This is a genomic window from Geodermatophilus sp. SYSU D00691 (assembly GCF_054050275.1).
In genome coordinates this window covers 1-26,889 of record NZ_JBJGYZ010000049.1, presented here as the reverse complement: position 1 = coordinate 26,889, position 26,889 = coordinate 1, and the positions used below count along the sequence as shown (strand labels likewise).

Here is a 26,889-nt window from a genome sequence, read left to right as displayed (position 1 = left end):
GGGGCTCTCGCTCAGTCGCGCGGTACGTCGCCGCGCCAGGCGCCGGTCTCGGTGCCGCGGCTCTCGATGAACTCCTTGAACCTCTTGGCGTCCGCCTTCACCTGGCGGTCGTCGAAGCCCAGCGCCGCGCCGGCCTTCTCGACGATGCCCTGCGGCTCCCAGTCGATCTGGATCATCACGCGGGTCTTGTTCTCGTCCAGCTTGTGGAAGGTGACGACGCCCGCGTGCTTGGCCTCACCGCCGGTGGAGGCCCAGGCGACGCGCTCCTCGGGGTGCTGCTCGGTGATCTTCGTGTCGAACTCGCGCTTCACGCCGTCGATGTTGGTGACCCAGTGGGTGTGGGTGTCGTCGGTCTGCGTGATCCGCTCGACACCGCCCATGAACTGCGGGAACGACTCGAACTGCGTCCACTGGTCGTAGGCGACGCGGATCGGGACGTCGACGTCGATGGATTCCTGCACGCTGGCCACGGGTTCTCCTCCTCTTGCTCGGATTCGGGTCGTGCACGACCTACCCAGCCGTTCCGGACCGATAACGTGAAGGGCCCTCTTGCCCCCACGGCTCGCACGCTCGCCGCGGGCCCCTGCAGGAGGGCCGTTCAGGGGAGCGCCGCGGCGACGCTGCCGCGCACCGGGCGGCCGTCGAGCAGCAGCATCTGGGCCAGGTGGTAGGCGTCCGGCTGGCCCGTCCAGGTGCCGTGGCCGAGCTCGCCGGTCGGCGTCAGCTCGTGGTGCCAGCTGCCCGTGGCCGGGTCGGCGAACCGCTCCTCGCCGTGGGCCCGCCAGCGCGCGGCCAGCTCGCCGTAGCGGGGCTCGCCGGTCACCTGCGCCAGCACGCCCGCCGCGGCGACCCCCTCGCAGAGCACCCAGTGCATGCGGGCGCCGACCACCGGCCGGTCGTCCCAGCCGAGCGTGTACGGGAACCCGTCGTGCCCGTCGGCGGCCCAGCCGCGCGTCGCGGCCGCGTCGAAGAGCGCCACCGCGTCGTCGAGCAGCCACCCCGGCGGGTCGGGCAGGGCCGCCCGCAGGTGCACGGCCAGGCGCGCCCACTCGAACTGGTGCCCGATCGTCACCCCGTACGGGCGGAACGGGTCGGCCGGCCGGTCGTGGTTGAACTCCGGCAGCGGCGTCCAGTCGGCGGTGAAGTGCTCCGGCAGCCGCCAGTCGCGCTCGCGGGCCCAGCCGTGCACCACCCGCTCGACGCTGCGCAGCGCCTGCCGCCGCAGCCGGTCGGCCCGCGGGTCGGCGCCCAGCGCGTCGGCGGCGGCCAGGGTCGCCTCGACGCCGTGCATGTTGGCGTTGGCCCCGCGGTAGGCGTCGCAGGTGGTCCAGGCCGGGTCCCACTCCTCCACCGCCAGGCCGGCCGCGTCGTCCCAGAAGCGCTCCTGCCAGACGCCCAGCGCCTCCTCGAGCAGCGCCGGGCCGCCGGGCGCCCCGGCGGTCGTCGCCGTCGCCCCGGCCAGGACGGCGAAGGCGTGCACGTAGGCCGCCTTGGTGGGGTCGGCGGTGCTGGCCGCCCAGCCGCCGTGGGCGCCGTCGTGCAGCGGCCCGCCGGCGAGCGCGGCGACCCCGTGGCGGACCAGTTCGTCCGCCCCCGGCCGGCCGAGCAGCGCCGCCAGCCCGAAGACGTGGGTCATCCGCGCGACGATCCAGGTCTCCTGGCCGCGCGCGGGGTCGACGCTGCCGTCGTCCCGCAGGTAGCCGAAGCCGTCGGGCAGCCGGGAGCGGGCCGCGAAGTCGAGCAGCCGGTCGGGATCGGTCACGCCGACGATCATGGCGCCGCGACCACCGTCCGCGCTGGAGCGGTGGTCACGGCGCCATGATCACGGGGTCAGAACGCCAGCGAGATCCCCGGGTCGGACACCATCGCCCCGACGTCGGCCAGGAACCGCGAGCCCAGCTCGCCGTCGATGATCCGGTGGTCGAAGGACAGCGCCAGCTGGGTGACCTGCCGCGGCCGGACCCTGCCCTTGTGCACCCACGGCATCTCGCGCACGGCACCGAAGGCGAGGATCGCCGACTCGCCGGGGTTGAGGATCGGCGTCCCGGTGTCGACGCCGAACACCCCCACGTTGGTGATGGTGATCGTGCCGCCGGTCATGTCGGCCGGCGCCGTCCGGCCGGCCCGCGCGGTGTCGGTCAGGTCGGACAGCGCCCGGGCCAGCTCCACCAGGGACAGCCGGCCGGCGTCCTTGACGTTGGGGACGACGAGGCCGCGCGGGGTGGCCGCGGCGATGCCCAGGTTGACCGCGCCGTGGACGACGATCTCCTGCGCCTGCTCGTCCCACGAGCTGTTGACCATCGGGTGCTTCTGCGCGGCGAGCAGCACCGCCTTGGCCACGAAGAGCAGCGGGCTGACCTTGACGCCGGCGAACTCCGGCCGCTCCGCCAGCCGCCGGCGCAGCTTCATCATCCGCGTGACGTCGACGGTCAGGAACTCCGTGACGTGCGGCGCGGTGAACGCGCTGGCCACCATCGCCGCGGCGGTGTGCTTGCGCACGCCCTTGATCGGGATCCGCTGCTCCCCCGTACCGCTTTCCGCACCGAGAGCGGGCCCGCTCTCGGCACCGACGGGGGCGGTGGACAGGGCGGCGTCCACGTCGGCGCGGGTGATCACGCCGCCGTCCCCGGTGCCGACGACGAGGGTGAGGTCGACACCGCGGTCCTTGGCGTACTTGCGCACCGGCGGCTTCGCCAGCGGCCGCGGCCGGCGCTGCCCGTGGGCGGCGGCCCGGGACGGCGCGGCCTCCTCCGCCGCGGCGTGCGCCTCGGCGGCCCGGCCGATCTCCAGCCCGCCGTGGCGCACCGGCTTGGTGGTGATGTCGGGGGCGGTGGCCAGCAACGGCGGGCGCTCGGTGCCGCCCGAGCCGTAGTCGGCCTGGGGCAGCACGGCCGGCGCGGTCGCCCGCGCGGCCACCGTGGCCCCGGTGCGCCGCGGCCGCCGCTTGGCCTCGGTGTTCTTCGGGCCGTACCCGACGAGCACCGACGTCCGCCCGCCCGGCGCCGGACCGCCGATCAGCCCGGCCGCCGGCTCGGCCTCCTCGGCCGCCGGTGCAGCCGCCGGCGCGGCGTCACCGCCGAGGTCGATGGTGATGATCGGCGTGCCGACGTCGACCGTCGTCCCGGCCTCGAAGTGCAGCTCGGTGACCGTGCCGGCGTACGGGGAGGGCAGCTCGACGGCCGCCTTCGCCGTCTCCACCTCGCACAGCGGCTGGTTGACCACGACCGTGTCGCCCGGGGCGACCAGCCACTGCAGGATCTCGCCCTCGGTCAGCCCCTCGCCGACGTCGGGCAGTCGGAACTGGCGCAGGTCCGGCATCAGAACCCCAGCGCCCGGTCGACGGCGTCGAGCACCCGGTCGAGGTCGGGGAGGTACTCCTCCTCGAGCTTCGACGGCGGGTAGGGCGTGTCGTAACCGCCCACCCGCAGCACCGGGGCCTCGAGCGAGAAGAAGCACTGCTCGGTGATCCGCGCGGCGATCTCGGCGCCCAGCCCGAGGGTCACCTGGGCCTCGTGGACGACGACGCAGCGGCCCGTGCGGCGCACCGACTCGAACACCGGGTCCAGGTCGAGCGGCGAGAGCGTGCGCAGGTCGACCACCTCGAGCGAGCGGCCCTCCTCTTCCGCGGCCTCGGCGGCCTGCAGCGCCGTCTTCACCATCGGGCCGTAGGCCAGCACGGTGAGGTCGTCGCCGCCGCGGACCACCCGCGAGGCGAACAGCGGGTCGGGGGTGGCGTCGGTGTCGACCGGCGCCTTCTCCCAGTACCGCCGCTTGGGCTCGAGGAAGACGATCGGGTCGGGGTGGGCGATCGCCTGCTGGATGCCCCAGTAGGCGTCGACCGGGTTGCTCACCGCGACGACCTTGAGGCCCGGGGTGTGCGCGAAGTAGGCCTCGGGGCTCTCGCTGTGGTGCTCGACCGCGCCGATGCCGCCGCCGAACGGGATGCGGATGACGATCGGCATCGCCAGCTTGCCCTTCGAGCGGGCGTGGATCTTGGCGACCTGGGTGACGATCTGGTTGTAGGCGGGGAAGACGAACCCGTCGAACTGGATCTCGCAGACCGGGCGGTAGCCGCGCATGGCCAGCCCGACGGCGGTGCCGACGATGCCGGCCTCGGCGAGCGGGGTGTCGACGACGCGGTCCTCGCCGAAGTCCTTCTGCAGCCCGTCGGTGATGCGGAAGACGCCGCCGAGGCGGCCGATGTCCTCGCCCATGAGCACGACCTTGGCGTCGTCCTCCATCGCCCGGCGCAGGCCGAGGTTGAGCGCCTTGCCGATGGTGAGGGTCTCGGTCACTGCTCCGCCCCCTCGAACGACGCGTGGTAGGCCGCGAACTCCTCGCGCTGGGCGGCCAGCAGCGGGGTCTGCTCGGCGTACACCGAGTCGAACATCGAGGTGCCCGGCGGGTCGGGCATCTCGACCGTGCCGGTGCGGATGTGCGCGGCGAGCTGATCGGCCTCGGCCTCGACGCCGTCGAAGAACGCCGCGTCGGCGGTGCCGGACCGCGACAGGTGGGCCTTGAGCCGGGCGATGGGGTCGCGCAGCTTCCACTCCTCCAGCTCGCTGGCCAGCCGGTAGCGGGTGGGGTCGTCGGAGGTGGTGTGCGCGCCCATGCGGTAGGTGAAGGCCTCGATGAACGTGGGGCCCTGGCCGTCGCGTGCCGCGGCGAGCGCTGCCCTCGTCACCGCGAGGACGGCCAGGACGTCGTTGCCGTCGACCCGGACGCCGGGGAAGCCGAACCCGGCCGCCCGCTGGTAGAGCGGCACCCGCGACTGCCGCTCGATGGGCACGCTGATCGCGTACTGGTTGTTCTGGCAGAAGAAGACGACCGGCGCGCTGAAGGTGGCCGCCCAGATCAGCGACTCGTTGACCTCGCCCTGGCTGGTGGCGCCGTCGCCGAGGAAGGCCAGGACGGCGGACTCGGCGCTGTCGCGCTGCACGCCCATCGCGTAGCCGGTGGCGTGCAGGCACTGCGCGCCGATGACCACGGTGTAGAGGTTGAAGCCGGTGGCCACCGGGTCCCAGCCGCCGTTGTCGACGCCGCGGAACAGGCTGATCACGTCGAGCGGGTCGACGCCGCGGGCCCAGGCCACCCCGTGCTCGCGGTAGGTCGGGAACGCCATGTCGTCGTCCTGCAGCGCCCGGCCGGCGCCGACCTGGGCCGCTTCCTGGCCGAGCAGCGAGGCCCAGATGCCGAGCTCGCCCTGGCGCTGCAGGGCGGTCGCCTCGACGTCCCACCGGCGGACGAGGACCAGGTCGCGGTAGAGCCCGCGCAGCTCCTCGTCCGACAGGTCGATCGAGTACTCGGGGTGCTCGACCCGCTCGCCCTCCGGCGTGAGGAGCTGGACCAGCTCCGGTTGCTGCGGGAGGTGGGGGGCTCCGGCCCCGGGTACCGGGTCGACGACCTCCGTCGCCTGGTCAAGCGCTGTCACAGACCTACTCCTCGCCGTTCGCCGGAGGGCCGGGGTCACCGGCACCCGCGGTGCTGGACGTCTCGTGGCGCCGGGGTGTGGCGCCACTCACACATGGTGACACGACATCCCCGTCCAGGGACAACATCACCTGCGGGCGATGTGCGCAAGGTTCGGTCGCGAGATTGCGCATGATGACTATTAGTAGGACATCCTCGGATGTCAGACTGAGCAACGTGCCCGAGGTCGACGCCACCGACGCCCGGCTGCTGCTCGCCCTGAACGAGGACCCGCGGGCCAGCGTGATGGCGCTCTCGCAGAGGCTCGGGCTGGCGCGCAACACCGTCCAGGCCCGCCTGGCGCGGCTGGAGAGCAACGGGTCGCTCACCCCGTTCGAGCGCCGGGTGGCCCCCGAGGCGCTCGGCTACCGGCTGCGCGCCTACGTCACCGTGCAGGTGGTGCAGCGCAGCCTGGCCGAGGTCAGCGACGCCCTGGCGCACATCCCCGAGGTGCTCGAGGTGATCGGCCTCTCCGGTGTCGTCGACCTCCTCGTCGAGGTGGCGGCCCGGGACGCCGACGACCTGTGGCGGATCACCGAGCAGGTGCTGGCGATCCCGGGCGTGCAGCGCACCGACACCGCGCTGGCGCTGCGCCGCTTCGTCGACCACCGGACGACGCCGCTGCTCGAGCGGGCCGCCGGCCAGGAGGGCTAGACGAGCCCGAGGTCGTGCACGGCGCCGGCCACCTGCAGGAAGCCGGCCACGTTGGCGCCCAGCACGAGGTCGCCGGGCGAGCCGTACTCCTCGGCGGTCCGGGCGCAGCGGGCGTGGATGTCGCGCATGATCTCGGCCAGCCGCGCCTCGCTGTGCTCGAAGGTCCACCGGTCGCGCGAGGCGTTCTGCTGCATCTCCAGCGCCGAGGTCGCGACGCCACCGGCGTTGGCCGCCTTGCCCGGGGCGAACGCGACGCCGCCGTCCCGCAGCACGCGCACCGCCTCCGGGGTCGTCGGCATGTTGGCGCCCTCGACGACGTACCGGCACCCGTTGCGCACCAGCTGCGCCGCCGCGTCGCCGGCCAGCTCGTTCTGGGTGGCGCTGGGGACGGCGACGTCGCAGGGGACGTCCCAGATGCTGCCGCCGGCCACGAAAGCGGCGGACGGGACCCGCTCGGCGTAGGCCTCGACGCGGGCCCGCTCCACCTCCTTGACCTGCTTGAGGACCTCGAGGTCGATGCCCTTCTCGTCGACCACGTAGCCGCTGGAGTCCGAGCAGGCGATCGCGGTGCCGCCGAGCTGCTGGACCTTCTCGATCGCGTACACCGCGACGTTGCCCGACCCGGAGACGACGACCCGCTGCCCCTCGAGGGACTCGTCGCGCGCGGCGAGCATCTCCGCGGCGAAGTAGACGGCGCCGTAGCCCGTGGCCTCGGTCCGCACGAGGGCGCCGCCCCAGCCGAGCCCCTTGCCGGTGATGACGCCGGACTCGTAACGGTTGGTGATCCGCTTGTACTGGCCGAACAGGTAGCCGATCTCCCGCGCACCCACGCCGATGTCGCCGGCCGGCACGTCGGTGTACTCGCCGAGGTGCCGGTAGAGCTCGGTCATGAACGACTGGCAGAACCGCATGACCTCGGCGTCGGAACGGCCCTTGGGGTCGAAGTCCGACCCGCCCTTGCCGCCGCCGATCGGCATGCCGGTCAGCGCGTTCTTGAAGATCTGCTCGAAGCCGAGGAACTTGACGATGCCCAGGTCCACCGACGGGTGGAACCGCAGGCCGCCCTTGTACGGGCCGAGCGCCGAGTTGAACTCCACCCGGAAGCCGCGGTTGATCTGCACGTCGCCGTGGTCGTCCTGCCACGGCACCCGGAAGATGATCTGCCGCTCGGGCTCGCAGATCCGCTCCACCGTCTTCATCTCGGTGAACTCGGGGTGCCGGTCCAGGACGACGGCGAGGGACTCCAGCACCTCGCGGACCGCCTGGTGGAACTCCGTCTCGCCCCGGTTGCGGCGCAGCACCTCGTCGTAGATGTGCTGCACCCGCTCCGGGACCTCGCCGCTGCTCACCCTCGTCGCTCCTCGCGTCCTCCGGACGCCGTCGTCTCGGCTCCCAGGAACGGTAGAAGCCGCCGCGGGGCGTGGACCCACGGGGGTGGGGTACGGCCGCCGGACCGCTGCGCCCCCGGGAGGAGCCCTGTGCCACCGATCCGCCGAGACCTGCTCGAGGAGCTGCTGCTCGCCTACGGGCCCGGCGGCCAGGAGGACGCCGTCCGCGACGTCGTCCGCCGCGCGCTCGCGCCGCTGGTGGACGAGGTGTCCGTGGACGCCGCCGGCAACCTCGTCGGCCTCGTGCGGGGCGACGGCGGCCCGGTCGTCCGTGTGATGGCCCACCTGGACGAGCTGTCGATGATCGTCAAGCGCGTCGAGCCGGACGGCACGCTGCGGGTCAACGAGCTCGGCACGATGTACCCGGGCAACTTCGGCCTGGGCCCGGTCGCGGTCCTGGGGGACGACGAGGTGCTGACCGGCGTGCTCACCCTGGGCTCGGAGCACACCACGGCGGAGACGCCGCACGTGCAGCAGACCAAGCCCGACGGCGGCGACCGGGCCATGCAGTGGACCGACGTGCACGTGTTCACCGGCCGCTCGCCCGAGGAGCTGGCGCGCTGCGGGGTGCACGCCGGCACCCGGGTGTGCGTGCACGCCAGCCGGCGGTCGCCGGTCGACCTCGGCGCGCACGTGGCCGGCTACTTCCTCGACGACCGGGCCGCCCTCGCCGCCCTGGTGCACGCGGCCGGGCTGCTGCGCGAGGGCGGGCACCCGGCCGGGGACGTGTACCTGGTGGCCACCACCGGGGAGGAGATGGGCGGCATCGGCGCGGCGTACGCGAGCCGCACGCTGCCCGGCGACGTCACGCTGGCCCTCGACGTCGGCCCCGCCGAGGCGGAGTACCAGGTCGACGTGGGCGACGGCCCCGCGATCGCCTACGCCGACGACGCCGTCGTCTACGACAAGCCGATCGCCGACCGGCTGCTGGCCCTCGGCCGGGAGATCGGCGTGGACCCCGTGCCGGCGGTGTGGCAGGCGTTCGACTCCGACGCGTCGCAGTCCAAGGCCGCCGGCCAGGTCGCGCGGGCGGCCCTGGTCTCGCTGCCCACGCTCTCGACCCACGGCTACGAGGTCATGCACGCGCAGACGGTCGACCGCACCGCCCGGCTGGTGGCGGAGTTCCTGCGGCGCCCGGGCTGGTGACCCTCAGCGCGGACGGCGCACGCGCACCGGCCCGCGGGCGGTGGCGACGTCGACGACCTCGCCCCGCTGGGTGACCTCGACCTCGCCGGCGGCCGCCAGCCGGCCCGCCGCCGCCCGGGCGGCCGGCATGAGCTCCCGCCAGCCGTCGGGGTCGACGGCGCGCGCGGCCTCCGAGGGGCAGATCGTCGCCGGCGCGCGGGCGTCGAGCAGCGCCCCGATGGCCTGCTCGAGCCGCCCGTCGACGTCGGTCACGGTGCCCAGCCTGCGGCGGGGGCGTGCGGTCCGCCAGGCGGGGTAGCGGGGGACCCATGGCGAAGCGGGCCCCGCTGGGGACGTCCGGGAAGGGCCGCCGCGGCATCAGCCCGCTCGGCTGGGTGCTGCGCGGGGCCGCCGCCGGGGCCGCGGCGAGCACCGCGCTGAACGCGGTGACCTACGTGGACATGGTGGTCCGCGGCCGCGGCAGCAGTTCCACGCCCGAGCGGACGGTGGAGACGCTCGCCGAGAAGGCGCACGTGCGGATCCCCGGCGACGAGGAGCACCGGCAGAACCGGGTGCAGGGCCTCGGCCCGCTGACCGGGCTGGTGGCCGGGGTCGGCGTCGGGGTGCTGACCGGCGTCGTCCGTGCGGCGGGTTTCCGGTCGAGCAAGCCGGTGGGGACGGCGCTGACGACGGCGGGGGTGCTGGTCGCCGCGAACGGGCCGATGACCGCGCTGGGCATCACCGACCCGCGGACGTGGTCGGCGACCGACTGGATCAGCGACCTCGTCCCGCACCTGGTCTACGGCCTCGTGCTCGAGGCGACGCTGGACGCCTTCGGGTGAGGACCCCCTGCCCCCCACCACTCGCGAGCTCGCGGCGGGACCCTGCAGGGGGCCGTTCCCTCACGTCGCGTGCCAGCCGCGGTGGTCGACGCCGCCGGGCACCGGGGCGGCCGGGTCGTAGGGCGTCCGCGTGAAGACGAACGTGCCGAGGTCGAGGTGGTCGGGGGCGATCCGCAGCGTCTCGCCGGCGTAGTAGCCGTCCAGCCCCACCCAGGTGCCGTCGGGCCGGGCGGTGAACCGGCTGGCGCGCCCGGTGCGCCCCGGCAACGGCCCCAGGTGCAGCAGCCCGCCGGGGACGGCGCGCAGCACGTGCGGCGCCGGTCCCCAGAACCAGACGCCGAGCAGGTCGAGGTCGACCGGCGCCGGCGCGGGCCGCCACGGCTCGACCACCCGGGGCTCGAGCTCGCGGAGGTCGGCGAGCAGGCCGGGGGCCAGCGGGTCGAGGCCCGAGGTGGTGTTGGCCAGCTGGACAGCGCCGGTCCGCTCCTCGCGGTCGACGAACACCCCGGCCAGGAAGCCCGGCATCGAGCCGCCGTGGCCGACCAGCGTGCGCCCGTCGAGCCGCAGCACCTGCAGCCCCAGCCCGTAGGCCGACCACCCGGGGGCGGAGGAGTCCACGCCGGCCGGCACGGTCATCTCCTCGAGCGTCGCGGGGTCCAGGACGTCGCCGGTGTCGCCGAGCAGGAAGACGGCGAAGCGGGCGAGGTCGGCCAGCGTCGCCCACAGCTGGCCGGCGGCGGCCATGACGCCGGCGTGGTGCTCGGGCTCGGGGAGGACGACGTCGGCCCACGGGTGCACCGCCGTCCCGGAGGCCGCGGGCGCCACCGGCCGGGGCGTCGTCCGCACCATGCCGAGCGGGGCCAGCACCTCGGCGCGGACGACGTCCTCCCACGAGGCACCGCGGGCGCGGGCCACCAGCTCGCCCAGCAGGCCGAAGCCGAGGTTCGAGTAGTGGAACCGGCGGGCGGCGCCGAGGACGACGTCCTGCTCCCCCAGCCCGAGCTCGGCCAGGGGGCCGCCCGGCGTGCGCTCCCACCAGCCCCCCGGGGTCTCGGCGGAGGCCCCGGCCAGGTGGGACAGCAGCTGGCCGATCGTGCGGTCGCCGAACGGGGTGCCCGGCAGGTGCCGGTCGAGCGGGTCGTCCAGCCCGAGCCGGCCCTCGTCGCGCAGCCGCAGCACCGCCACCGCGGTGACCGTCTTGCTGATCGACCCCAGCCGGTACTGGACGTCGGTGTGCGGCTCGGGGACGTCGCCGCGCCCGGCCGACCACGCCAGCCCGCCGTCGCGGACGACGCCGGCGACCATGCCGGGGGCCCGGCCGTCGCGCTGCACGCGGGCGGTGCGGGCCAGGAGCCGTCGGGCGGTGGTCGGCAGGACGGGTTCGGCCATCCCCGGACCGTAACGGCGCCGCCGGGTCAGGCGGTCGCGGGCTCGCGGCGGGGCAGCCGCCCGGCGCGGGTCGCCCACCGCTCGAACCACACCGTGACCAGCGGCGGGACGGCGGCGGCGAGGGCCAGCAGGGTGGTGGACGGCCGCCAGCGCAGCACCCGGGCCGCGACCACCGCGACGACGACGTAGGCGACGAAGACCGCGCCGTGGACCGGCCCGAACAGCTGCACGCCGGCCTCCGTCGTCCCCGCCACGTGCTTGAGGTGCATGCCCGCGAGCAGGCCGAGCCAGCTCAGCGCCTCGGCGACGGCGACCACCCGGAAGGCGGTCGCGACGGGGTGGACGGCGGGCACGGCGGAGGAGGAGCTCACGACGGCCCATCCTCCCCGACCGCGCCGTCGAGGTATGCCCGCCCCCGGGGCGAGAGCTCGTAGCCGACCTCGAGGCTGCGGGTGAGGCCGAGCTCCTTGAGCTTGCGCACGTCGCGCTTGAAGGGCAGCACCTCGCGGCCGAGCGAGGCGGCGAGGTCGGGGGCCCGGACGCCGGGGCGCGCGGCGATGAGCGCGAGCACACCGCGGGTCCACGGCCCGTGCCGGGCGGCGGCGTCGAACCGGTCGAGACGGGCGTCGACGGCACGCCGGTCGCCGTCGTCGAGGGTGGGCCGCTCGCGGAGGGCCACCCGCGGGTCGGGACCGGCGGCGCGGACCCGCATCCGGTAGACGTGCGCGCCGGGACGGCGGTCGAGCAGGGCGAGCAGCCGCGCCAGGGAGCGGACGCCGGCGGCCCGGGCGTCCTCCTCGGTGAGCAGCGCCGGGTCGACCTCCTCGACCGTCTCCACCTCGACCACGCCGGCGACCGTGCGCTGGGTGCTGCCGGGCCGCATCCGCGGGCGGTCCCAGCGGCGGAAGGCGAGCGTCACCGACCCGTCGGCGATCCCCTCGGCGGTGGCGCGGTCGAGCAGCACCGCGCCATGGTGGCAGGGTCGGCAGCGTGCGTGGTCTGGCCCGGCGGGAGTTCTGCCTCGTCCTGCTGCGCCGGATGGCCGACCTCCGCCCCGACCTGGTCGCCGAGGCCCTGCCCCGGCTGGGCGCCACCCGGGCGCAGGCGCACGCCGCGCACAACCGCTGGCAGGCGCTGCACCACGCGCCGCGGGCTCCCCGGGGCCTGGCGCTGCGCACCGCCGTCCTCGGGCCGGCCGAGGAGACCGAGGACCTGCGCTTCGGCGACCTCGACCTCGAGGTGCGCCGCTGGCCGCTGCCGCTGTGGCCGCAGCACCGGTGGGAGGTGCTGACCGCGCCCGGCGGCGAGGTGCTCGAGGAGCGCTTCGTCCGCCTCCCGGGGGCGTGGGCCCCGCGGGTGACCGCCGGCCGGCTGCGGGTGTGGGAGCACGTGCTCGACGACGTCGTCGGCCTCCCCGGCGCGCGGGGCGTCGACCCGGGGGTGCACACCCGCTGGGAGGTGCACCTGCCCGACGGCACCCGTGCCCAGTTCGTCTGGGGGCTGCTCCAGCGGGTCACGCCGCCGTCGGCGGGCTGACCAGCGCGGCGGGGGGCGGTGAGAGCACCGTGCCCAGGACGGCGGCGACGGCGAGCACCGCGGCCAGGCGGGCGTGGCCGGTGGCCGCCAGCGCCGCCACCGCCCCGCCGAGCACGACCACCTTCACCACCACGGTCACGGCGAGCACCTGCACCGGCGCCTGCGGCGAGGCGAACAGCCCCCAGAGCACCGCCGCCACCACGGGGGCGCCGACGGCGGCCACCAGGCGGACGGCGGTGGGGACCGGCAGCGCCCACCCGCCGACCGCGAGCGCGGCCAGCGCGGCCAGCTCCGACCCGAACGCTACGGCTCCCCAGGTCCAGTTCCAGACGGCGCCCATGACCCACACCCCTCTTCGAGAACAGTGATCTGTTTCAAGAGCAGTGTTCACGTATCGTCGGTCGCCGTCAAGAGCACGAGAGCCCCCGGCCTGGCTGGCCGGGGGCTCTCGGGCGGGACGGGGGTCAGCCGGCGATGCGCCGCATCGCGGTGATCGCGCCGACGGCGTCGATGCTCGCCACCTTCACCACGTCACCGGACGTGGGCGCGTGCACCATCTGCCCGTTGCCGATGTAGATGCCGACGTGGCTGATCGGGCTGTAGTAGAAGACCAGGTCGCCGGGCTGCAGCGAGCCGCGGGACACGGACTGGCCCATGCCGGCCTGCATGCGGCTCGAGTGCGGCAGGCTGATCCCGGCGGCCTTGTAGGCGTACTGGACCAGGCCCGAGCAGTCGAACGCGTTCGGCCCCGCGGCGGCCCAGACGTAGGGGTCGCCGCGCTGCGCCATCGCCGTGTCCACGGCGATCTGCGCCGCCTCGCTGCTGGCGACCACCGGACCCGAGGGCAGCGGCTCGGCGCGCTCGTCGCGGCTGGCGCGGTCGGTGCCGTGCGTGGCGGCCAGCTCGGTGGCGGCCGCCTGCTCCTGGGCGCTGAGGCGGTCGAAGTCGGCCTGGTAGGCGGCGATCTGCGCCTCGAGCTCCGCCTGCTGCCCGGCGACGGCGTCGAAGGTGGCCTGGGCCTGCGCGGCGGCCTCGGCGGCGGCCGCCTGGGCGTCGGCGGCCGCCTGGGTCGCGGTCTGCGCCTGGCCGAGGATCTCGTTCTGGTGGCCGGCCACCATCGACAGCGTCGACATGCGGGCGACGAAGTCGTCGGCGTCGTCGCTGGTCATCAGCGCGGCGAAGCCGTTGAGCCCCTCGCCGGTGAAGGCGCTGCGGGCGATCCCTCGCACCTGGGCCTGCGCGGTGGCCAGCGCGGCCTGCGCCTGCGCCACGGTCTCCTCGGCGGCCCGGACGGCGGCCTGCTGCTGCTCCAGGAGCGCCCGCGCGTCGTTGAACTGCTCGGTGACGACCTCCAGGTCGTGGGCGCGGGCGGCCATGAGGGCCGCCGCTTCCTGCGCGGTCTCCGGCTGCTCCGGCGTGGCGGCGGCCGGCGCGGGCACGAACGCCAGCCCGAGGGCGGCGGCGAGCGCGAGGACGGCGCGGCGGGCGGTGCGGCGGGAGTTCGGGCGCGGGGAAGACGTCCGAGTGGTCGCCATGGGAGGGCGGCTCTCCGTTCTGCAGTGCGGCACGGGTGCGACCGCGGCCCGCGACGCTGCGAGCTCCCGGTTCCGGATCGGCGGGGTGTCACCCCTGCAGGTGACTGAGCGCCCCGACGGACATACAGACCGTAAGGGCGTTGCTGGGTCGTGACAATCACCCCGATGTAATTTGTGCACACCTTCACAACTCTTTGCGCTTCACCCGACACGGTGGGTGATGCGACGGCTCGGGCGGGGGACGGCCGCCGGCCGCCGGACCGACGCTGGCGACCTGCGCGAACCGGCCGGGAGGCGCTGGTTACGGTGCGCAGGTGGCTGGTTCGCGGTACGGCGCCGTCGTTGTCGGAGGGGGACACAACGGCCTGACCGCGGCCGCCTACCTGGCCCGGGCCGGGTGGTCGGTGCTGGTCCTCGAGCGGCGGGACGAGGTCGGCGGCGCCGCGGTGAGCCGGCAGCTCTTCCCCGGCGTCGACGTCCGCCTGTCGGCGTACTCGTACCTGGTCAGTCTGCTGCCCGACCGGCTCGTCGCCGACCTCGACCTCCGGGTGACCCTGGCCGACCGGGCGGTGGCCTCGTACACGGCCGTCCGCCGCGGGGCCGGTTCGACCGGCCTGCTCGTCGAGCGCGAGGAGGGACCGGCCACCGCGGCGTCGTTCCGGGCGCTCACCGGGTCCGACACCGAGTTCGCCGGCTGGCAGCGCCTCTACCGGCGCCTGGCCATCCTGGCCGAGGACGTCGCCCCCACGCTCACCGAGCCGCTCCTCACCGCCGGGCAGCTGGAGCGGCGGCTGCGCGACCCCGGGATCTGGCAGGACCTGCGGGAACGCCCGCTGGCCGACGTCGTCGCCGACCACCTCACCGACGACGTGGTCCGCGGGGTGGCGCTGACCGACGGGCTGATCGGCACGTTCGCCGACGTGCACGAGGCGGGCAGCGCCGCGGGGCGCTGCTTCCTGTACCACGTGATCGGCAACGGCACGGGGCGCTGGCGGGTCCCGGTGGGCGGCATGGGCGCCGTGACGGCGGCGCTGGCCGCGGCGGCCCGCTCGGCCGGGGCCGAGCTGGTGACCCGGGCGGCGGTGACCGCGCTGGACGAGGGCCCGGACGGCGTCACCGTGCACTGGACCGACGACGACGGCCGCGAGCGCTCCGCCGGGGCGGACGCCGTGGTGGTGGGCGCGGCGCCGGCCGTGCTGGCGGAGCTCACCGGTGCCCCGCCCGGCCCTCGGCCGAGCGGCTCGCAGCTGAAGGTGAACATGGTGCTCGCCCGGCTGCCGCGCCTGCGCTCGGGCACCGACCCCGCGACGGCGTTCGCGGGCACCTTCCACGTCGACGAGGCCGCCGCGCAGCTCGACGCCGCGCACGCCCGGGCCGCCGCGGGCCGGCTGCCCGACGAGATCCCGTTCGAGGTCTACTGCCACTCGCTGACCGACCCCACGGTCCTGGGGCCGGGGGCGCGCGCCGCCGGGCTGCACACGCTGACCCTGTTCGGCCTGCACACGCCCGCCGAGCTCTACCGCGCCGACCCCGCCGGCACCCGGGAGGAGGCCGTGCGGCGGGTGCTCGCGCAGCTCGACGCCCACCTCGAGGAGCCCCTCGCCGGCTGCCTGGCCCGCGACGCCGACGGCGAGCCCTGCCTGCAGGCCGCCTCCCCGCTGGACGTCGAGGCCGCGCTGGCGATGCCGGGCGGGCACATCTTCCACGGCGACCTGTCCTGGCCGGTCGCCGCGACCGCGGAGGAGGCCGGCACGTGGGGCGTGGCCGGCCCCTCCCCGCGGATCGTGCACGCCTCCTCGGGCGGCACCGTCCGCGGCGGGGCGGTCAGCGGGCTCGGCGGGTACGCCGCCGCCCGCCACCTGCTCGGGTCCCGCTGAGCCCCCGACGGGCGGCCCGCGCCGATCCCTGGTGGCATGACCGGGTGCAGCGGTCCCGGTGGTCCCCCGCCCGCTGGTGGGCCGAGGTGACCGGGCTGCTGGCGGCGGCGCGCCGGCGGCTGCGCGGCCGCGACCTCGCACTGATCGCCGCCGGCCTGACCTTCTACGCCGGCCTGGCCGTCGTCCCGCTGCTCGTCGTCGCGTTCGGCCTCACCACCTGGCTCACCTCGCCCGGGACGGTGCGCGAGCTCGGCGACCGGCTGGCCGGGCTGTTCCCCGACGAGGTGGGCGCGCCCGACGCCGTGGCGCGGCTGGTGGACGCCGGGGTGGGGCTGGACCCGGTGGGCGTCCTGCTGGCCCTGGTGCCCATGTCGCTCTACGGCGAGGGCCTGCGCCGGGCGCTGCTGCGCTTCAGCCGCCGCGAGGAGTCGCTCACCGGCTGGCGCGGCCGGCTGCTGGCGCTGCCGCTGCTGCTGCTCACACCCGTGCTGCTGTACCCGCTGCTGCTCGCGGTCGAGGTGATGGCCGACCTCGACCGCGCCGGCCACGTGATCGGCCGGATCGCCGTCGGCTTCTACTCGGTCCTCGCCGCGCTCGTCGTCCCGCTGCTGTGGGGCTTCCGGGTGGTGGCGGCCGGCCGGCTCGGCTGGCGGGCGCTGCTGATCGGCGTCCCGTTCACCGCCGCCTGCCTGTCGGGCTTCCTGCAGGGCTTCGTGCTGTTCCTGAGCCTGCCGCTGGACCTGGGGGCACCCTTCGGGGGGCTCACCGTGGTCGGTGGCGTCGTCGCCGTCGGCCTGTGGCTGTTCCTGCTGCACCTGGTGCTGCTGGGCGGCTGGCTGCTCACCCAGGCGCTCGACGACCGCTTTCAGTCGTCGTCGCCGGGGACGGCCGGGGACCCGCCGTTGCCGTTGCCGTTGCCGTTCCCGTTGCCACCGCCGTTGCCGTTGCCGTTGCCCCCGCCGTCGTCCGGAGGAGGCGGCGGCGGCGGTGGGGGCGGCGGCGGGGCGGGCGGCGGGGCGGGGGGCGGCGCGGTCGCCGGCGGCGGCTCCGGGGCCGGGGCCGGCTCGACGTAGCGGGAGCCGTTGCTCACCAGGATCGTCACGACCTGGCCGAGGACGGCGCGGCTGCGCGGGCTCAGGCCCACGAACCGGCCCTCCGGGCGGTCGCTGTCGACCCGGGCGGTCGACCACTGGAAGCCGGCGGCGGTCAGGGCGGCCTTGCAGGCGCTCACGCTGGAGCAGCCCGGCAGCGGCCGGGTGTTGCCGTTCTCGACCTGCTCGTCGGCCGGCGGGAAGTCGCCGCTGCCGCGGGCCTCGAGGATGGGCGCCATCGCGTCGTGCCAGATCTGCGCGCCCTTGCCGCCACCGAAGCCGCCGACGTCCTCGTTGCGCTTGGGGTTGAGGACCATCACGCTCGCGGTGATCTCGGGGGTGTACCCGACGAACGCGACCGAGTAGTTGTCCTGCGAGGTCCCCGTCTTGCCGGCGATCTGGTGGCCGGGGACGTACGCCCGCCGGCCGGTCTGGCCGCCGTACCCGGGCTCGACGTCGCGACGGAGCATCTGGTTGAGCGTGTTGGCGACACCCGGCGGGATCGCCTCCGGCGTGCACCGGTCGCGCACCAGCGGCTGGCCGTCCTCGCCGAGGACGTCCTCGCCGTTGCGGTCGAGCAGCCGGGTGAGCGGGACGACGTCGCACTGCGTGCCGCTGGCCGCCAGCGTCGAGTAGGCGCTGGCCAGGCCCAGCGGGCTGGTCGGCTCGGGCCCGAAGGTGAACGAGCCGCGGTCGTCGTCGATGATCTGCTGCGGCAGCGCCGGGTCGTTGAACTGGAACAGGCCCATCTTCTGCGCCATCTCGACGGCGTCCTCGACGCTGCCGAGGGCGTCCTCGAGGGCGAGGAAGTAGGTGTTCGACGACTGGTACAGCGCGGTGGTCATGTCCAGCGTGCTGCCGTACCGGCCGGCGTTGCGGACGTCGTAGGGCGCGCCGCCGTCCTCGTACACCTTGGACACGTACGGGTCGGACGTCGTCAGCGTGTAGTGGCTGCCGAACCCGCGGGCGAGCGCCGCCGCGGCCACGAAGACCTTGTAGGTGGACCCGGAGCCCTGGCTGGGGGCGACGTTGAGGTTGAACGACTCCTGCGTCGGGTCGCTCACGTCGTAGCCGAAGACCCGGTTGACGCTCATCGCGAGCAGGTGCCCGGTGCCGGGCTCGACGGCGGTGAACATGCCGGCCAGCGAGTCGCCCATCGGCAGCGTCTGCAGCACCGCGGAGTCGCCGGCCCGCTGCAGGTCGGGGTCGAGCGTCGTCTGGATGGTGTAGCCGTTGTGCTCGAGGTCGTCCTGGGTCAGGCCCAGCTCGTTGATGAGGTACTGCTGGACGAAGTCGCAGACGTAGGGGCCGACCGAGGCCTGGACGCAGCCGCGGCGGGGCGCGGGGGCGGGGGCGAGGCCGAGCGGCGCGGCGGAGGCGTCGGCCGCCGCCTGCTCGCTGATGTAGCCCTGCTCGGCCATGCGCGAGAGGACCTCGTTGCGCCGCGCGGTGGCCGCCTCCGGGTTGGTGAAGGGGTCGTCCGAGGTGGGGCTCTGCACCAGCCCGGCGAGCAGCGCGGCCTGGGTGAGGGTGAGGTCGGCGGCGTTGACGCTGAAGAAGGCCTGCGCGGCCGGCTGGATGCCGTAGGCGTTCTGCCCGTAGTAGACGATGTTGAGGTACCGGGTGAGGATCTCGTCCTTGCCGTACTCGTCCTCGAGGGCCAGGGCCAGCTGCGCCTCGCGCAGCTTGCGGCCGACGGTCTGCTCGACGGCGGCGCGCCGCTCGTCGGGGGTGTCGGCGGTCTGCAGCAGGGTCTGCTTGACCAGCTGCTGGGTGAGCGTCGAGCCGCCCTCCTGCACCCCGCCCGAGGCGATGTTGGTGACCAGCGCCCGCAGCGTGCCCTGCACGTCGAGGCCGTTGTGCTCGTAGAACCGGGCGTCCTCGATGGCGACCATCGCCTGCTTCATGACCTCGGCGATCTGGTCGCCGGGGACCGGCGCGCGGTTCTCCTCGTAGAAGTAGGTGATGGGTTCGCCGTTGGCGGCCAGCACCACGGTGTTGCCCGCCGGCGGCTCGTCGGTGAGCTCGACCGGGGGGCGGCCGAGCAGACCCGTGCCCTGCTGGGCGGCCAGCGCGGGCCCGCCGACCCACGGGAAGAGGAGACCGGCGACGAGTGCGCCGGCGACGACGACGGTCGACAACAGCTTCAGCAGAGTGCTGGCAACTCTGGGCTGCTCCATCGCCCCCCTCCCCTCGAACGGTGTCACACCTCAACAGGAAACGTCCCGATCTACAACCACCCGCGCCGGGCCGGGACAGGCGAGGCGCGCGGGTTCAGCGGTGGCCCCGCCGCAGGGCCCCGCCGCGAGCTCGCGAGTGCTGGGGGGCAGCGGGGTCCTCCAACAACTCGGGCGGCAGATCACCCCGGTGGAGGACCACGAGCGTGCTCACCGCCCGGGTGAGGACGACGTAGAGCCGGTGCAGGCCGCGCGGCTCGGCGGCGACGATCGCGACCGGGTCGACGACCACGACGGCGTCGAACTCCAGGCCCTTGACCAGCGTCGCCGGCACCACGGCGACCCGGGCCGCCGCCTCGCCGTCGTCGGTCAGCGGCTCGGCCGGCAGCCCGGCGGCGCGCAGCACCTCGACCGCCCCGGCGACGTCGGCGTCGGCGCAGACGACGCCGGTCGAGCCCTCGCCCGCGGCGAGCCGGGCGACGACATCGGCCAGCGGCCCGGGCAGCGTGCTCACCGGCCGCACGTCGAGCGAGCCGGCCTCCCGGCGGGTCGCCGTCGCGGGCGGCAGCCCCGGCGCGATGGCCGGCAGCAGCCGGTTGGCGTAGTCGAGCACCTCGCCGGGCACCCGGTAGCCCCGGGTCAGCGGGCGGACGACGGTGCCGGGCCGGCCGAGGCCCTCGAGGGTGGCCGCCCAGTCGGCCACCGACCACGGGCTGGTGGCCTGGGCGAGGTCGCCGAGCACGGTCAGCGAGCCGGCCGCCAGCCGGCGGGCGATCGCGCGGCACTGCATGGGCGAGAGGTCCTGCGCCTCGTCGACGACCACGTGCCCGTAGCCCGGCGTGCGGTCGAGCAGCCCGGCGGCCTCGTCGACCAGGACGGCATCGGCCTCCGTCCACGGCGCCGTCCGCACCGACCGCGCCGGGCGGTGCAGCGCGGCCCGCTCGTCGTCGTCCAGGACCCCGCGGGCGGCGCGGGCCAGCCGGTCGGGCTCGGTCCAGAGGGCGTGCAGCAGGCCGGCGGCGTCCCAGGCCGGCCACACCGCGTCGCAGAAGGCGCGCACCTCCGCGCTGCGCGCCGCGCGGCGGGTCTCGGCGTCGGTGGGGCTGCCACCGGCCAGCTCCTTCTGCCGGCGGGCGTCCTCGGCCAGCGCCATGGCCAGCCGCTCGCGCCCGGCGGAGTAGTGCAGCGCCTGCAGGTCGTCGGCGATCCGGCCGCGGCGGCGCAGGTCGTCGACGTAGCGCTTGAGCCGCTCGACGGGGACCCGGTACCGGCGGCCCGCCAGGGGCACGAGGAGGTCGTCGGCCGGCTTGGCGATGCCACCCCACAGCGCGCGGTGGAGCACCTCGGCCATGCGGGCGTCGCCCTTGAGGCCGGCGAGCGCGGGCTCCTCGGCGGCGCGCACCGGCACCCGGGCGGTGAGGTCGGCCACCGTGGTCTGCTCGACGTCCACCTCGCCGAGCGTGGGCAGCACCTGCTCGATGTAGCGGAGGAAGGCCCGGTTGGGCCCAACCACCAGCACGCCGGTGCGGGCCAGCTGGCCGGAGTGGGTGTAGAGCAGGTAGGCCGCGCGGTGCAGGCCGACCGCCGTCTTGCCGGTGCCCGGGGCGCCCTGCACGCAGATCGACTCGGACAGCGGCGCCCGCACGATCGCGTCCTGCTCGGGCTGGATGGTGGCGACGATGTCGCGCATCGGGCCGCTGCGCGGCCGCTCGATCTCCTGCCGCAGGAACTCACCGGCGTGCTCGTCGCCGGCGGCGAGCAGCTCGTCCTCGTAGCCGGTCAGCTCGCCGCCGGAGAAGCCGAACCGGCGGCGGCGCACCAGGCCCTGCGGATCGGCCGCGCTGGCCTGGTAGAACGGCCGGCTCATCGGGGCCCGCCAGTCGATGACCACGGGGGTGCCCGTCGCGTCGCGGACGTGCCGGCGGCCGATGTGGAAGGTCTCGGTCGCGGTGTCGGTCCGGCCGAAGAAGGGCGGGACGCCGGGGTCCGCGGCCAGCCGGCGCAGCCGCTCGGCGCGCGCGGCCCCCAGCCGCTCGGAAGCCCAGGCGTCGACGCCGGCGTCGGTCACCGCGGCGGCCGCGGTGCGCATCTCGGTCAGGCAGCCGGCCGCACGCGCCAGGTGGGCGCGCTCGGCGGTGAGGACGGGATCGGGGGAAGCGGTCGTCACGCTCGATGCGGAGGACACGGTCGGAGAACCTTACGGCACCCAGCGACATCCGTCACGGGGCGAACAGCAGATCGCGGTCGTCAGCGCTCGTGGGGTTCGACGATGTGGACGGCGACCGCGCGGAACTGCTGCGGGGTCGCCAGCAGCACCGCCTTCGTCGGCTCGCCCACCTCCAGCGCCGGCTCGCGGCGCAGCGCGGCCAGCGGCGCGAGGCGGGGATCGGCCAGGACGGCGTCGACCAGGCCGCGGGCGCCGCCGGTGAACAGCGCCTCCACCTCCCCGGCGGCCGGCAGCAGCACGCGGGCGGCGGTGTCGGCGGCGGCGTCGACGACCGCGTCGGTCTGGTGGCCGCGACGGCGGGCGAAGCGCTGCTGCGACCAGCCGCCGGCCGCGGTCCGGCCCTGCACCAGCCGCGAGTCGACCTTGGACACCTCGAGCTCCGCGCCGGCGAAGACGCCGACGGCCCAGCGGCCCCGCCGCACCAGCAGCACCGCCGCCCGCCGGGGCTGCCGCGCGGCCGCGGTGAACCCCGACAAGAGCGCCGGTCCCGGCGTCCAGGCGAACGGCGCCCGCAGGGTGACCGCGGTGGTGTCGGCGCACGTCACGCGGACGGCGCCGTCGTCCAGCGCGACCTCGGCGAAGGGACCGTGCCGGTCGGCCACGCCGTCCAGCCAGCGCCCGAGCCGCTCCGGTGCCACGCCGAGGACCCGGCCGCCGCCGGCGGCGGGACGGGGGCGGGTCACACCGCGAGCATGTCAGTCGAACCGGGCCCCGAGCCGCTCGCTCCCGGCCACCAGCCCCGCGCGGGAGGCGACCGCCGCCGGCAGCGGCTGGGCGACGGCAGCCTCCTGCGCGGCCACCGCGGCGGTGAGCCGGTGGTCGCCGTCCGTCGCGGGCCGCCCCACCAGCTCGATGCCGTGGCCCTCCTGCCCGGTGCCGGCGCGGAAGTCCGCCAGCGTGGGGTAGACGTGCGGGGTCGCGGATCCGGCCGGCCACGTGGCGGTGTGGAGCGGAGCGCCCGCGCCGGTCCGGACGTAGACGTTGCCGTCGGCGGTGACGGCGATCTGGTCGGCACTGCGGCGGAGTGCGCCGTCCTGCACGCACAGCAGGCAGTCCGCCGCGGTCGGTCCGGCGATCACGTTGTTCTTCAGCGTCGCGGGGCCGAGCAGCCAGGTGACGGTCGGGTCGGGCAGCGGCCGGCGCGGGTCGTGGCCGGGCGTGGTGAGGTCGCTGGCCACGCGTGAGTCCTGGACCAGCCAGATCGGCCGCTGCCCGTTGCCGACGACCGTGTTGTTCCAGACCTCCAGCGACGAAGAGTTGTTGAGCTTCAGCCCGTTGCCGCCGTTGCGGGCCACGACGTTGTCCGCTATCAGCGCCGTGCTGGAGATCTCGAACGACAGCCCGTGCCCCGCGTTGTCGACCAGGTCGTTGCCGACGATCGTCGCGCCGTGCACGGACTCGTCGAACCAGAGGCCGGGACCGAGGTTGTCGGCGAAGACGCCGTCGGTGACCACGATCCCCCGCGCACGGGTGATCTTCATGCCGCCGGACACCGGCGCGGCGTTGAAGTGCTCGGTGTTGTTGCCCACCGCGCGCAGCCCGTCGACGACCAACCCGTCGGCGTAGGAGGACTCGACCCCCAACATGCCGTTGCGCTCGGCGGTCACGGAGCGCAGCGCGGTGCGGACGCCCTGGCCGCGCCCGCCGACGTAGATGCCCTGGGTCGCGTTGTCCTGGACGACGACGTTCTCGACGGACACGTCGGGGGCCAGCAGGCGCAGTGCCCCCTTGTCCGGCACGGGCGTGGCGTACCGCCGGATGCCGATGCCCCGCACGACACTGCCCGCTCCGAGCACGGTGAGGCCCGTGCGCAGCACGCTGGCGCGCACCTCGTGCCCCGCGGGGTCGGTGCCGAGGTAGAGCCGGTCGGCGTCGGCGTCGACGTAGAAGGCGCCGGGGACGACAGCGGAGCGCGAGGTCACCTGCTGCTGGGCCACCCCGTCGACGAAGACCTGCTCCGGGTGCGCCGCCAGTGGGTAGGCGGGATCGAGGAAGGCCCAGCCCGGCTCGGTGTTGTCGGGGGCGCCCGGGGTGTAGGTGGGGCTGTGGTCGAGCTCGATCGTCCAACCCACCCGCCAGGCCGACCCGTCGGCGACCCAGCCGGTCATCACCTCGCTGCCGTCGAGCCACACCACCTCGCCCGGCGCGGCCTGCACGGTCAGCCGCTTGCCCCGCGGGATGGTCGCGCTCTCCGAGTAGTTGCCCCCACGCAGCACCACGGTGGCACCCGACGGCGCGGCCGCGAGCGCCCGGGCGACCGTCCGGTAGGGCGCCGCCGCCGTGCCGTCGGCGGTGTCGCTGCCCGACGGGGACACGTGGACGGCGTCGGCCGGCACCGGGTAGCGCATCCACCCCACCGGCGACGACCCGGCCGCAGCGGAGTCGCGTCCCGGCGCGCGCGGCTCGGTCGGCTCATGGGTCGCGGGCTGCTCGTCGGCGGCCGGGGGGGTCCGGGCGGAGGACCGGTCGTCCCCGCCGAGCGGCACCGGGTAGGCCACCAGGCCCAGCAGCAGCGCGAGCGGCAGGAGCACTCGGGCGGAGCGGGCGGCGGACGCCATGCGCGGAACGGTCCTCCACACAGCAGCCGGGGCCGGGCCGCGGCTGACGACGACGGGACGGGGTGCGGGACGCGTCTCCGGTGCTCCGCATCTCCCAGACCCGTCGCCGGACCTGCGCGGGAGATCAGGTACGGGCCGACCCAAGCAGCCGCTGCGCCGGCGCGTCAATCACGCCCACCGGTGAACCACCAGCCGCCCGGGTGACGCCCTCGGTGCGGGTCGGCAGCCCGGCCGCCTCCCACGCCCGGAAGCCGCCGGCGACGTCGGTCGCCCGGGACAGGCCGAGCGAGCGGAGCGCGTCGGCCGCGAGGCTGGAGGTGTAGCCCTCCGAGCAGAGGACGATCACCTCGACGTCGTAGCCGGTGGCCTCGGGCAGCCGGGCGTCCGAGGCGGGGTCGAACCGCCACTCCAGGACGTTGCGCTCGACCACCAGCGACCCGGGCACCTGGCCCTCGAGGGCGCGCTGGGCGGCCGGGCGGATGTCCACCAGCAGCGCACCGCGGGCGACGCGGGCCGCCGCCTCGGCGGGCGTCACGCGGACCAGCCGGCTGCGCGCGTCGGCCAGCAGCTCGTCGATCGACCGGGCACCGGCCGGCCGGGACAGCGACCGGGTCACCAGTCCACCCCCGCGCGCTCGGTGCCGGTGCGGACCAGGCCGTCGTCCACCCGGTAGGTGTTCATGACGGTCAGGCGGGGCGCGTAGACGTGCAGGCTCACGGCCGGCTCGGCGTGCCGGTTGGTCACCTGGTGCACGTAGCGGGGGCCGAAGTAGCGGACCCGCCCCGCCTCCAGCTCGGTCTCCGTCTGCCGCGGCCGGCCGGGCCCGCCCGAGGCGACGACCTTCTCGGTGAGCGTGCCGCGGGCGACGGCGAAGGCGCCCGCGGAGTCCCCGTGGTCGTGCAGCGGCGTGCCCTGGCCGGGCAGCCAGGAGAGCAGCCAGATCTGGGCGTCGTCGAGCTCGTCGTGCAGCGAGGGGTCGAGGAACGGCCGGACGTCGGCCGGCTCGAGCAGCGCGGTCCAGCGCGAGCTCTCGCGGAAGCCGACGACCGGCTCCCAGAGATCGGTGCGGACGGCGAGGGCAACCGCGAGGGCGGCCGAGCCGGTGGGCCGGGTGGCCGCCGCGGCCACGAGCGGGGCCAGGCGGGGGTCGGCGAGGACAGGGGACAGCGGTGCGAGGGACATGCGGGGAGGAGTCCTTACGAAGCGGCCGCGGACGTCAGCGGCAGGGGGTCGGTGAGGGGCGCGCGCTCAGCGACCCGGACACAGCGCGCTCGCCACCCGCAGCAGGTCCACGTCGGACCGGCGGTGGAGGAGCAGCGGCGTCACGCCCCCGACACAACCACGTGGGACCATTCCCGTCAAATACGACCGGCTTGGTGTGTTTTGCCCGTCAGGCGGCCAGCGCCGGCTCGGCGGCGTGCTCCGCCGGCACGTGCAGGAGCTTCTGGAAGGCGCCGACGGCCACCGCGGCGACCCCGGCGGAGACGGTGGCGACGAGAAAGGCGGCGTTGGCCCCCGCGACGTCGACGATCTTGCCCGCCACCGACGCACCGAGGGCGACCCCGAGGCCGAGGGCGGTGCCGATCCAGGTGAACGCCTCGGTCACCGCGGCCCGGGGCACCAGCAGCTCGGCGAGGGTGAACGAGCTGATCAGCGACGGGGAGACGGCGATCCCGGCCACGACGACGAACGGGATCATCAGCCAGATGTCGTCGATGAGCAGCAGCGGGACGCTCAGCACGGTCAGCAGGGCCAGCACCACCAGCAGCCGCAGCCGCAGGGGGTGGCGCCAGTGCACCGCACCCCAGCCGATGCCGCTGGCCATCGAGCCGACGGCCAGGCCCGCGATGAGCACGCCGGACAGCGACATCGCCCCGACCTCGTCGGCGAACGCGACCAGCGCGATCTCCAGCGTGCCGAGGATGGCGCCCACGGCCCCGCCGACGACGAACAGCACGCGCAGCCCGGGGGTGCGCATGGCCGAGGGCCCCGAGCGGCTCTCGTGCCCGCCGGGCGGCGGCTCGGTCCGGCGCTGGGCGGCGAAGAGCAGGCTGCCCACGACGGCGAGGGTGAAGGCGGTGACCACCCCGGAGGTGGCGTGCCCGGTGGTGGAGAGGAACGTGACCAGCACCGGTCCGACGATGAAGACGAACTCGTCGACCACCGACTCCATGGCCAGCGCGGTGGGCAGCCGGTGGCTGCCGCGCAGCAGGTGGGTCCAGCGCACCCGGATCATCGAGGCCACCGGCGGGATGCAGGCACCCGCGACGCCGGCGCCGACGAAGACGATCCAGCGCGGCCAGTCCTCCTTCACCGAGGCGAGGAAGAGGGCGCCGGCCGCCACGAAGACGACGAGCACGGGCAGCAGCACCCGCCGCTGGCCGTGGCTGTCGGCCAGCCGGCCGATCACCGGGCCGGCCAGCGCCGTCGTCACCGCGCCGACGGCGGCCACCGCACCGCCGAAGCCGTAGGAACCGGTCTCCGAGGCGACCAGGAGCACGCAGCCGAGCCCCACCATCGACAACGGCAGCCGCCCGACGAACGCGGCCAGCACCATGGGCAGCGCGTGCGGCGTGCGCAGCACGTGCAGGTAGGGATTGGCCACGAGGGGGGAGGTCTCCGTCGGAGAGGGTGTCAGGCGGGGTCACGCTAACCGACACCCCGGAGGGCGGCGCGTCGGACGTGCTCCGGACACGCCGCGACCTGCGGGATCACCCGGACGGGGGCCCACCGTGCCACCTGCGGGTGTGGTCGCCGCCCGCTCGGCGCGGGCAGCCGTCGTCCTCCCTCACCGGAACGGGTCCTCCCCCGCGGTGCGCCGCGGGGGAGGACCTGTTCGGATCAGGTGACCCGGTTTCAGGGGGTGAATGCAACACCTCCTGAGGCCGGGGGGCTTGATGGCGAGGACGGTTGAGCTGCAGCTGATGCGGCGGTTGTTCTGGCGCGGGGTCGGTGCGGGGTTGTCCACGGAGGCGGCTGCGCGGCGGGCGGGGACGTCGGGCACGGTGGGCCGGCGGTGGT

The 26,889-nt window shown here is 75.4% G+C and carries 24 protein-coding genes and 1 pseudogene; 6 read left to right on the top strand and 19 right to left on the bottom strand.

What is annotated here, in order from left to right; all coding sequences use genetic code 11:
* Window positions 1-11: 11 nt before the first annotated feature.
* The 5 genes from ACI797_RS25505 to pdhA all read right to left on the bottom strand — a co-directional run bounded on the left by ACI797_RS25505 (window position 12) and on the right by pdhA (window position 5,431).
* A complete protein-coding gene (locus ACI797_RS25505) occupies window positions 12-470 on the bottom strand; it encodes an SRPBCC family protein (protein WP_456538256.1) in 459 nt (152 codons plus the stop codon).
* Window positions 471-598: 128 nt separating this feature from the next.
* Window positions 599-1,762, bottom strand: a complete 1,164-nt coding sequence (locus tag ACI797_RS25500) for an AGE family epimerase/isomerase (protein ID WP_456862708.1) — start codon at window positions 1,760-1,762, stop codon at window positions 599-601.
* A 68-nt stretch (window positions 1,763-1,830) separates the two neighbouring features.
* On the bottom strand, window positions 1,831-3,318 hold the full coding sequence (locus ACI797_RS25495; RefSeq protein WP_456862704.1) for a dihydrolipoamide acetyltransferase family protein: 1,488 nt from the start codon (window positions 3,316-3,318) through the stop codon (window positions 1,831-1,833).
* Window positions 3,318-4,295 carry an alpha-ketoacid dehydrogenase subunit beta gene (locus tag ACI797_RS25490; protein WP_456538259.1) on the bottom strand — a complete coding sequence of 326 codons (978 nt, stop codon included), beginning with the start codon at window positions 4,293-4,295 and terminating at the stop codon, window positions 3,318-3,320. The genes ACI797_RS25495 and ACI797_RS25490 overlap by 1 nt, the downstream gene beginning before the upstream one ends.
* On the bottom strand, window positions 4,292-5,431 hold the full coding sequence (pdhA, locus tag ACI797_RS25485) for a pyruvate dehydrogenase (acetyl-transferring) E1 component subunit alpha (protein ID WP_456862701.1): 1,140 nt from the start codon (window positions 5,429-5,431) through the stop codon (window positions 4,292-4,294). Before pdhA ends, ACI797_RS25490 begins: the two co-directional genes overlap by 4 nt.
* A 215-nt stretch (window positions 5,432-5,646) precedes the next feature.
* On the opposite strand from pdhA, the gene ACI797_RS25480 reads away from it, so the two are divergent.
* Window positions 5,647-6,123 carry an Lrp/AsnC family transcriptional regulator gene (locus ACI797_RS25480; protein WP_456862698.1) on the top strand — a complete coding sequence of 159 codons (477 nt, stop codon included), beginning with the start codon at window positions 5,647-5,649 and terminating at the stop codon, window positions 6,121-6,123.
* On the opposite strand, the gene gdhA is transcribed toward ACI797_RS25480, so the two are convergent.
* A complete protein-coding gene (gdhA, locus tag ACI797_RS25475) occupies window positions 6,120-7,472 on the bottom strand; it encodes an NADP-specific glutamate dehydrogenase (RefSeq protein ID WP_456862695.1) in 1,353 nt (450 codons plus the stop codon). The two genes, ACI797_RS25480 and gdhA, sit on opposite strands and share 4 nt — an antisense overlap.
* Before the next feature lie 129 nt (window positions 7,473-7,601).
* Here gdhA and ACI797_RS25470 point away from each other — a divergent pair, with 129 nt between their 5' ends.
* Window positions 7,602-8,657 (top strand): hypothetical protein, encoded by a 1,056-nt coding sequence (locus ACI797_RS25470; protein WP_456862692.1) that lies wholly within the window; start codon window positions 7,602-7,604, stop codon window positions 8,655-8,657.
* Between the two features lie 3 nt (window positions 8,658-8,660).
* Here the strand turns inward: ACI797_RS25470 and ACI797_RS25465 are convergent, their stop codons facing one another.
* Window positions 8,661-8,909: a DUF3253 domain-containing protein gene (locus tag ACI797_RS25465; protein WP_456862690.1), complete on the bottom strand. Its 249-nt coding sequence runs from the start codon at window positions 8,907-8,909 to the stop codon at window positions 8,661-8,663.
* 56 nt (window positions 8,910-8,965) lie between these two features.
* On the opposite strand from ACI797_RS25465, the gene ACI797_RS25460 reads away from it, so the two are divergent.
* Window positions 8,966-9,478 (top strand): hypothetical protein, encoded by a 513-nt coding sequence (locus tag ACI797_RS25460; RefSeq protein WP_456862687.1) that lies wholly within the window; start codon window positions 8,966-8,968, stop codon window positions 9,476-9,478.
* A gap of 60 nt (window positions 9,479-9,538) precedes the next feature.
* Here ACI797_RS25460 and ACI797_RS25455 read toward each other — a convergent pair whose 3' ends face one another.
* The 3 genes from ACI797_RS25455 to ACI797_RS25445 are packed head-to-tail and all read right to left on the bottom strand — an operon-like array spanning window position 9,539 to window position 11,831.
* On the bottom strand, window positions 9,539-10,867 hold the full coding sequence (locus ACI797_RS25455; RefSeq protein ID WP_456862685.1) for a serine hydrolase domain-containing protein: 1,329 nt from the start codon (window positions 10,865-10,867) through the stop codon (window positions 9,539-9,541).
* Between the two features lie 26 nt (window positions 10,868-10,893).
* Window positions 10,894-11,238 carry a DUF3817 domain-containing protein gene (locus tag ACI797_RS25450; protein WP_456862682.1) on the bottom strand — a complete coding sequence of 115 codons (345 nt, stop codon included), beginning with the start codon at window positions 11,236-11,238 and terminating at the stop codon, window positions 10,894-10,896.
* Window positions 11,235-11,831 (bottom strand): hypothetical protein, encoded by a 597-nt coding sequence (locus tag ACI797_RS25445; RefSeq protein ID WP_456862679.1) that lies wholly within the window; start codon window positions 11,829-11,831, stop codon window positions 11,235-11,237. The genes ACI797_RS25450 and ACI797_RS25445 overlap by 4 nt, the downstream gene beginning before the upstream one ends.
* A 26-nt stretch (window positions 11,832-11,857) precedes the next feature.
* Between ACI797_RS25445 and ACI797_RS25440 the strand changes: the two genes are divergently transcribed.
* On the top strand, window positions 11,858-12,403 hold the full coding sequence (locus ACI797_RS25440; protein WP_456862676.1) for a hypothetical protein: 546 nt from the start codon (window positions 11,858-11,860) through the stop codon (window positions 12,401-12,403).
* Here the strand turns inward: ACI797_RS25440 and ACI797_RS25435 are convergent.
* Both ACI797_RS25435 and ACI797_RS25430 read right to left on the bottom strand, forming a co-directional pair.
* A complete protein-coding gene (locus ACI797_RS25435) occupies window positions 12,381-12,743 on the bottom strand; it encodes a DUF2568 domain-containing protein (RefSeq protein ID WP_456862673.1) in 363 nt (120 codons plus the stop codon). The genes ACI797_RS25440 and ACI797_RS25435 overlap by 23 nt on opposite strands.
* A gap of 124 nt (window positions 12,744-12,867) precedes the next feature.
* Window positions 12,868-13,938, bottom strand: a complete 1,071-nt coding sequence (locus ACI797_RS25430; protein WP_456862670.1) for a C40 family peptidase — start codon at window positions 13,936-13,938, stop codon at window positions 12,868-12,870.
* A 314-nt stretch (window positions 13,939-14,252) separates the two neighbouring features.
* Between ACI797_RS25430 and ACI797_RS25425 the strand changes: the two genes are divergently transcribed.
* Together ACI797_RS25425 and ACI797_RS25420 are read left to right on the top strand one after the other, a co-directional pair.
* Entirely contained in the window at window positions 14,253-15,815 is a 1,563-nt protein-coding gene (locus ACI797_RS25425) for a phytoene desaturase family protein (RefSeq protein ID WP_456862667.1), read from the top strand.
* 44 nt (window positions 15,816-15,859) lie between these two features.
* A pseudogene (locus ACI797_RS25420) lies at window positions 15,860-16,666 on the top strand (YhjD/YihY/BrkB family envelope integrity protein); the annotation flags it as partial.
* A 14-nt stretch (window positions 16,667-16,680) separates the two neighbouring features.
* Here ACI797_RS25420 and ACI797_RS25415 read toward each other — a convergent pair.
* The 7 genes from ACI797_RS25415 to ACI797_RS25385 all read right to left on the bottom strand — a co-directional run bounded on the left by ACI797_RS25415 (window position 16,681) and on the right by ACI797_RS25385 (window position 26,473).
* A complete protein-coding gene (locus tag ACI797_RS25415) occupies window positions 16,681-19,086 on the bottom strand; it encodes a transglycosylase domain-containing protein (protein ID WP_456862664.1) in 2,406 nt (801 codons plus the stop codon).
* 94 nt (window positions 19,087-19,180) lie between these two features.
* Window positions 19,181-21,250, bottom strand: a complete 2,070-nt coding sequence (locus ACI797_RS25410) for a HelD family protein (protein WP_456862661.1) — start codon at window positions 21,248-21,250, stop codon at window positions 19,181-19,183.
* Between the two features lie 80 nt (window positions 21,251-21,330).
* Entirely contained in the window at window positions 21,331-21,993 is a 663-nt protein-coding gene (locus ACI797_RS25405) for an acVLRF1 family peptidyl-tRNA hydrolase (protein ID WP_456862658.1), read from the bottom strand.
* A gap of 12 nt (window positions 21,994-22,005) precedes the next feature.
* Window positions 22,006-23,868, bottom strand: coding sequence for a right-handed parallel beta-helix repeat-containing protein (locus tag ACI797_RS25400; RefSeq protein ID WP_456862655.1), 1,863 nt, complete (start codon window positions 23,866-23,868; stop codon window positions 22,006-22,008).
* Between the two features lie 124 nt (window positions 23,869-23,992).
* Window positions 23,993-24,484 (bottom strand): rhodanese-like domain-containing protein, encoded by a 492-nt coding sequence (locus ACI797_RS25395; RefSeq protein ID WP_456862652.1) that lies wholly within the window; start codon window positions 24,482-24,484, stop codon window positions 23,993-23,995.
* Window positions 24,481-25,050, bottom strand: a complete 570-nt coding sequence (locus ACI797_RS25390) for a cysteine dioxygenase (protein ID WP_456862649.1) — start codon at window positions 25,048-25,050, stop codon at window positions 24,481-24,483. The genes ACI797_RS25395 and ACI797_RS25390 overlap by 4 nt, the downstream gene beginning before the upstream one ends.
* Before the next feature lie 208 nt (window positions 25,051-25,258).
* A complete protein-coding gene (locus ACI797_RS25385) occupies window positions 25,259-26,473 on the bottom strand; it encodes an MFS transporter (RefSeq protein ID WP_456538277.1) in 1,215 nt (404 codons plus the stop codon).
* Window positions 26,474-26,889: the final 416 nt, after the last annotated feature.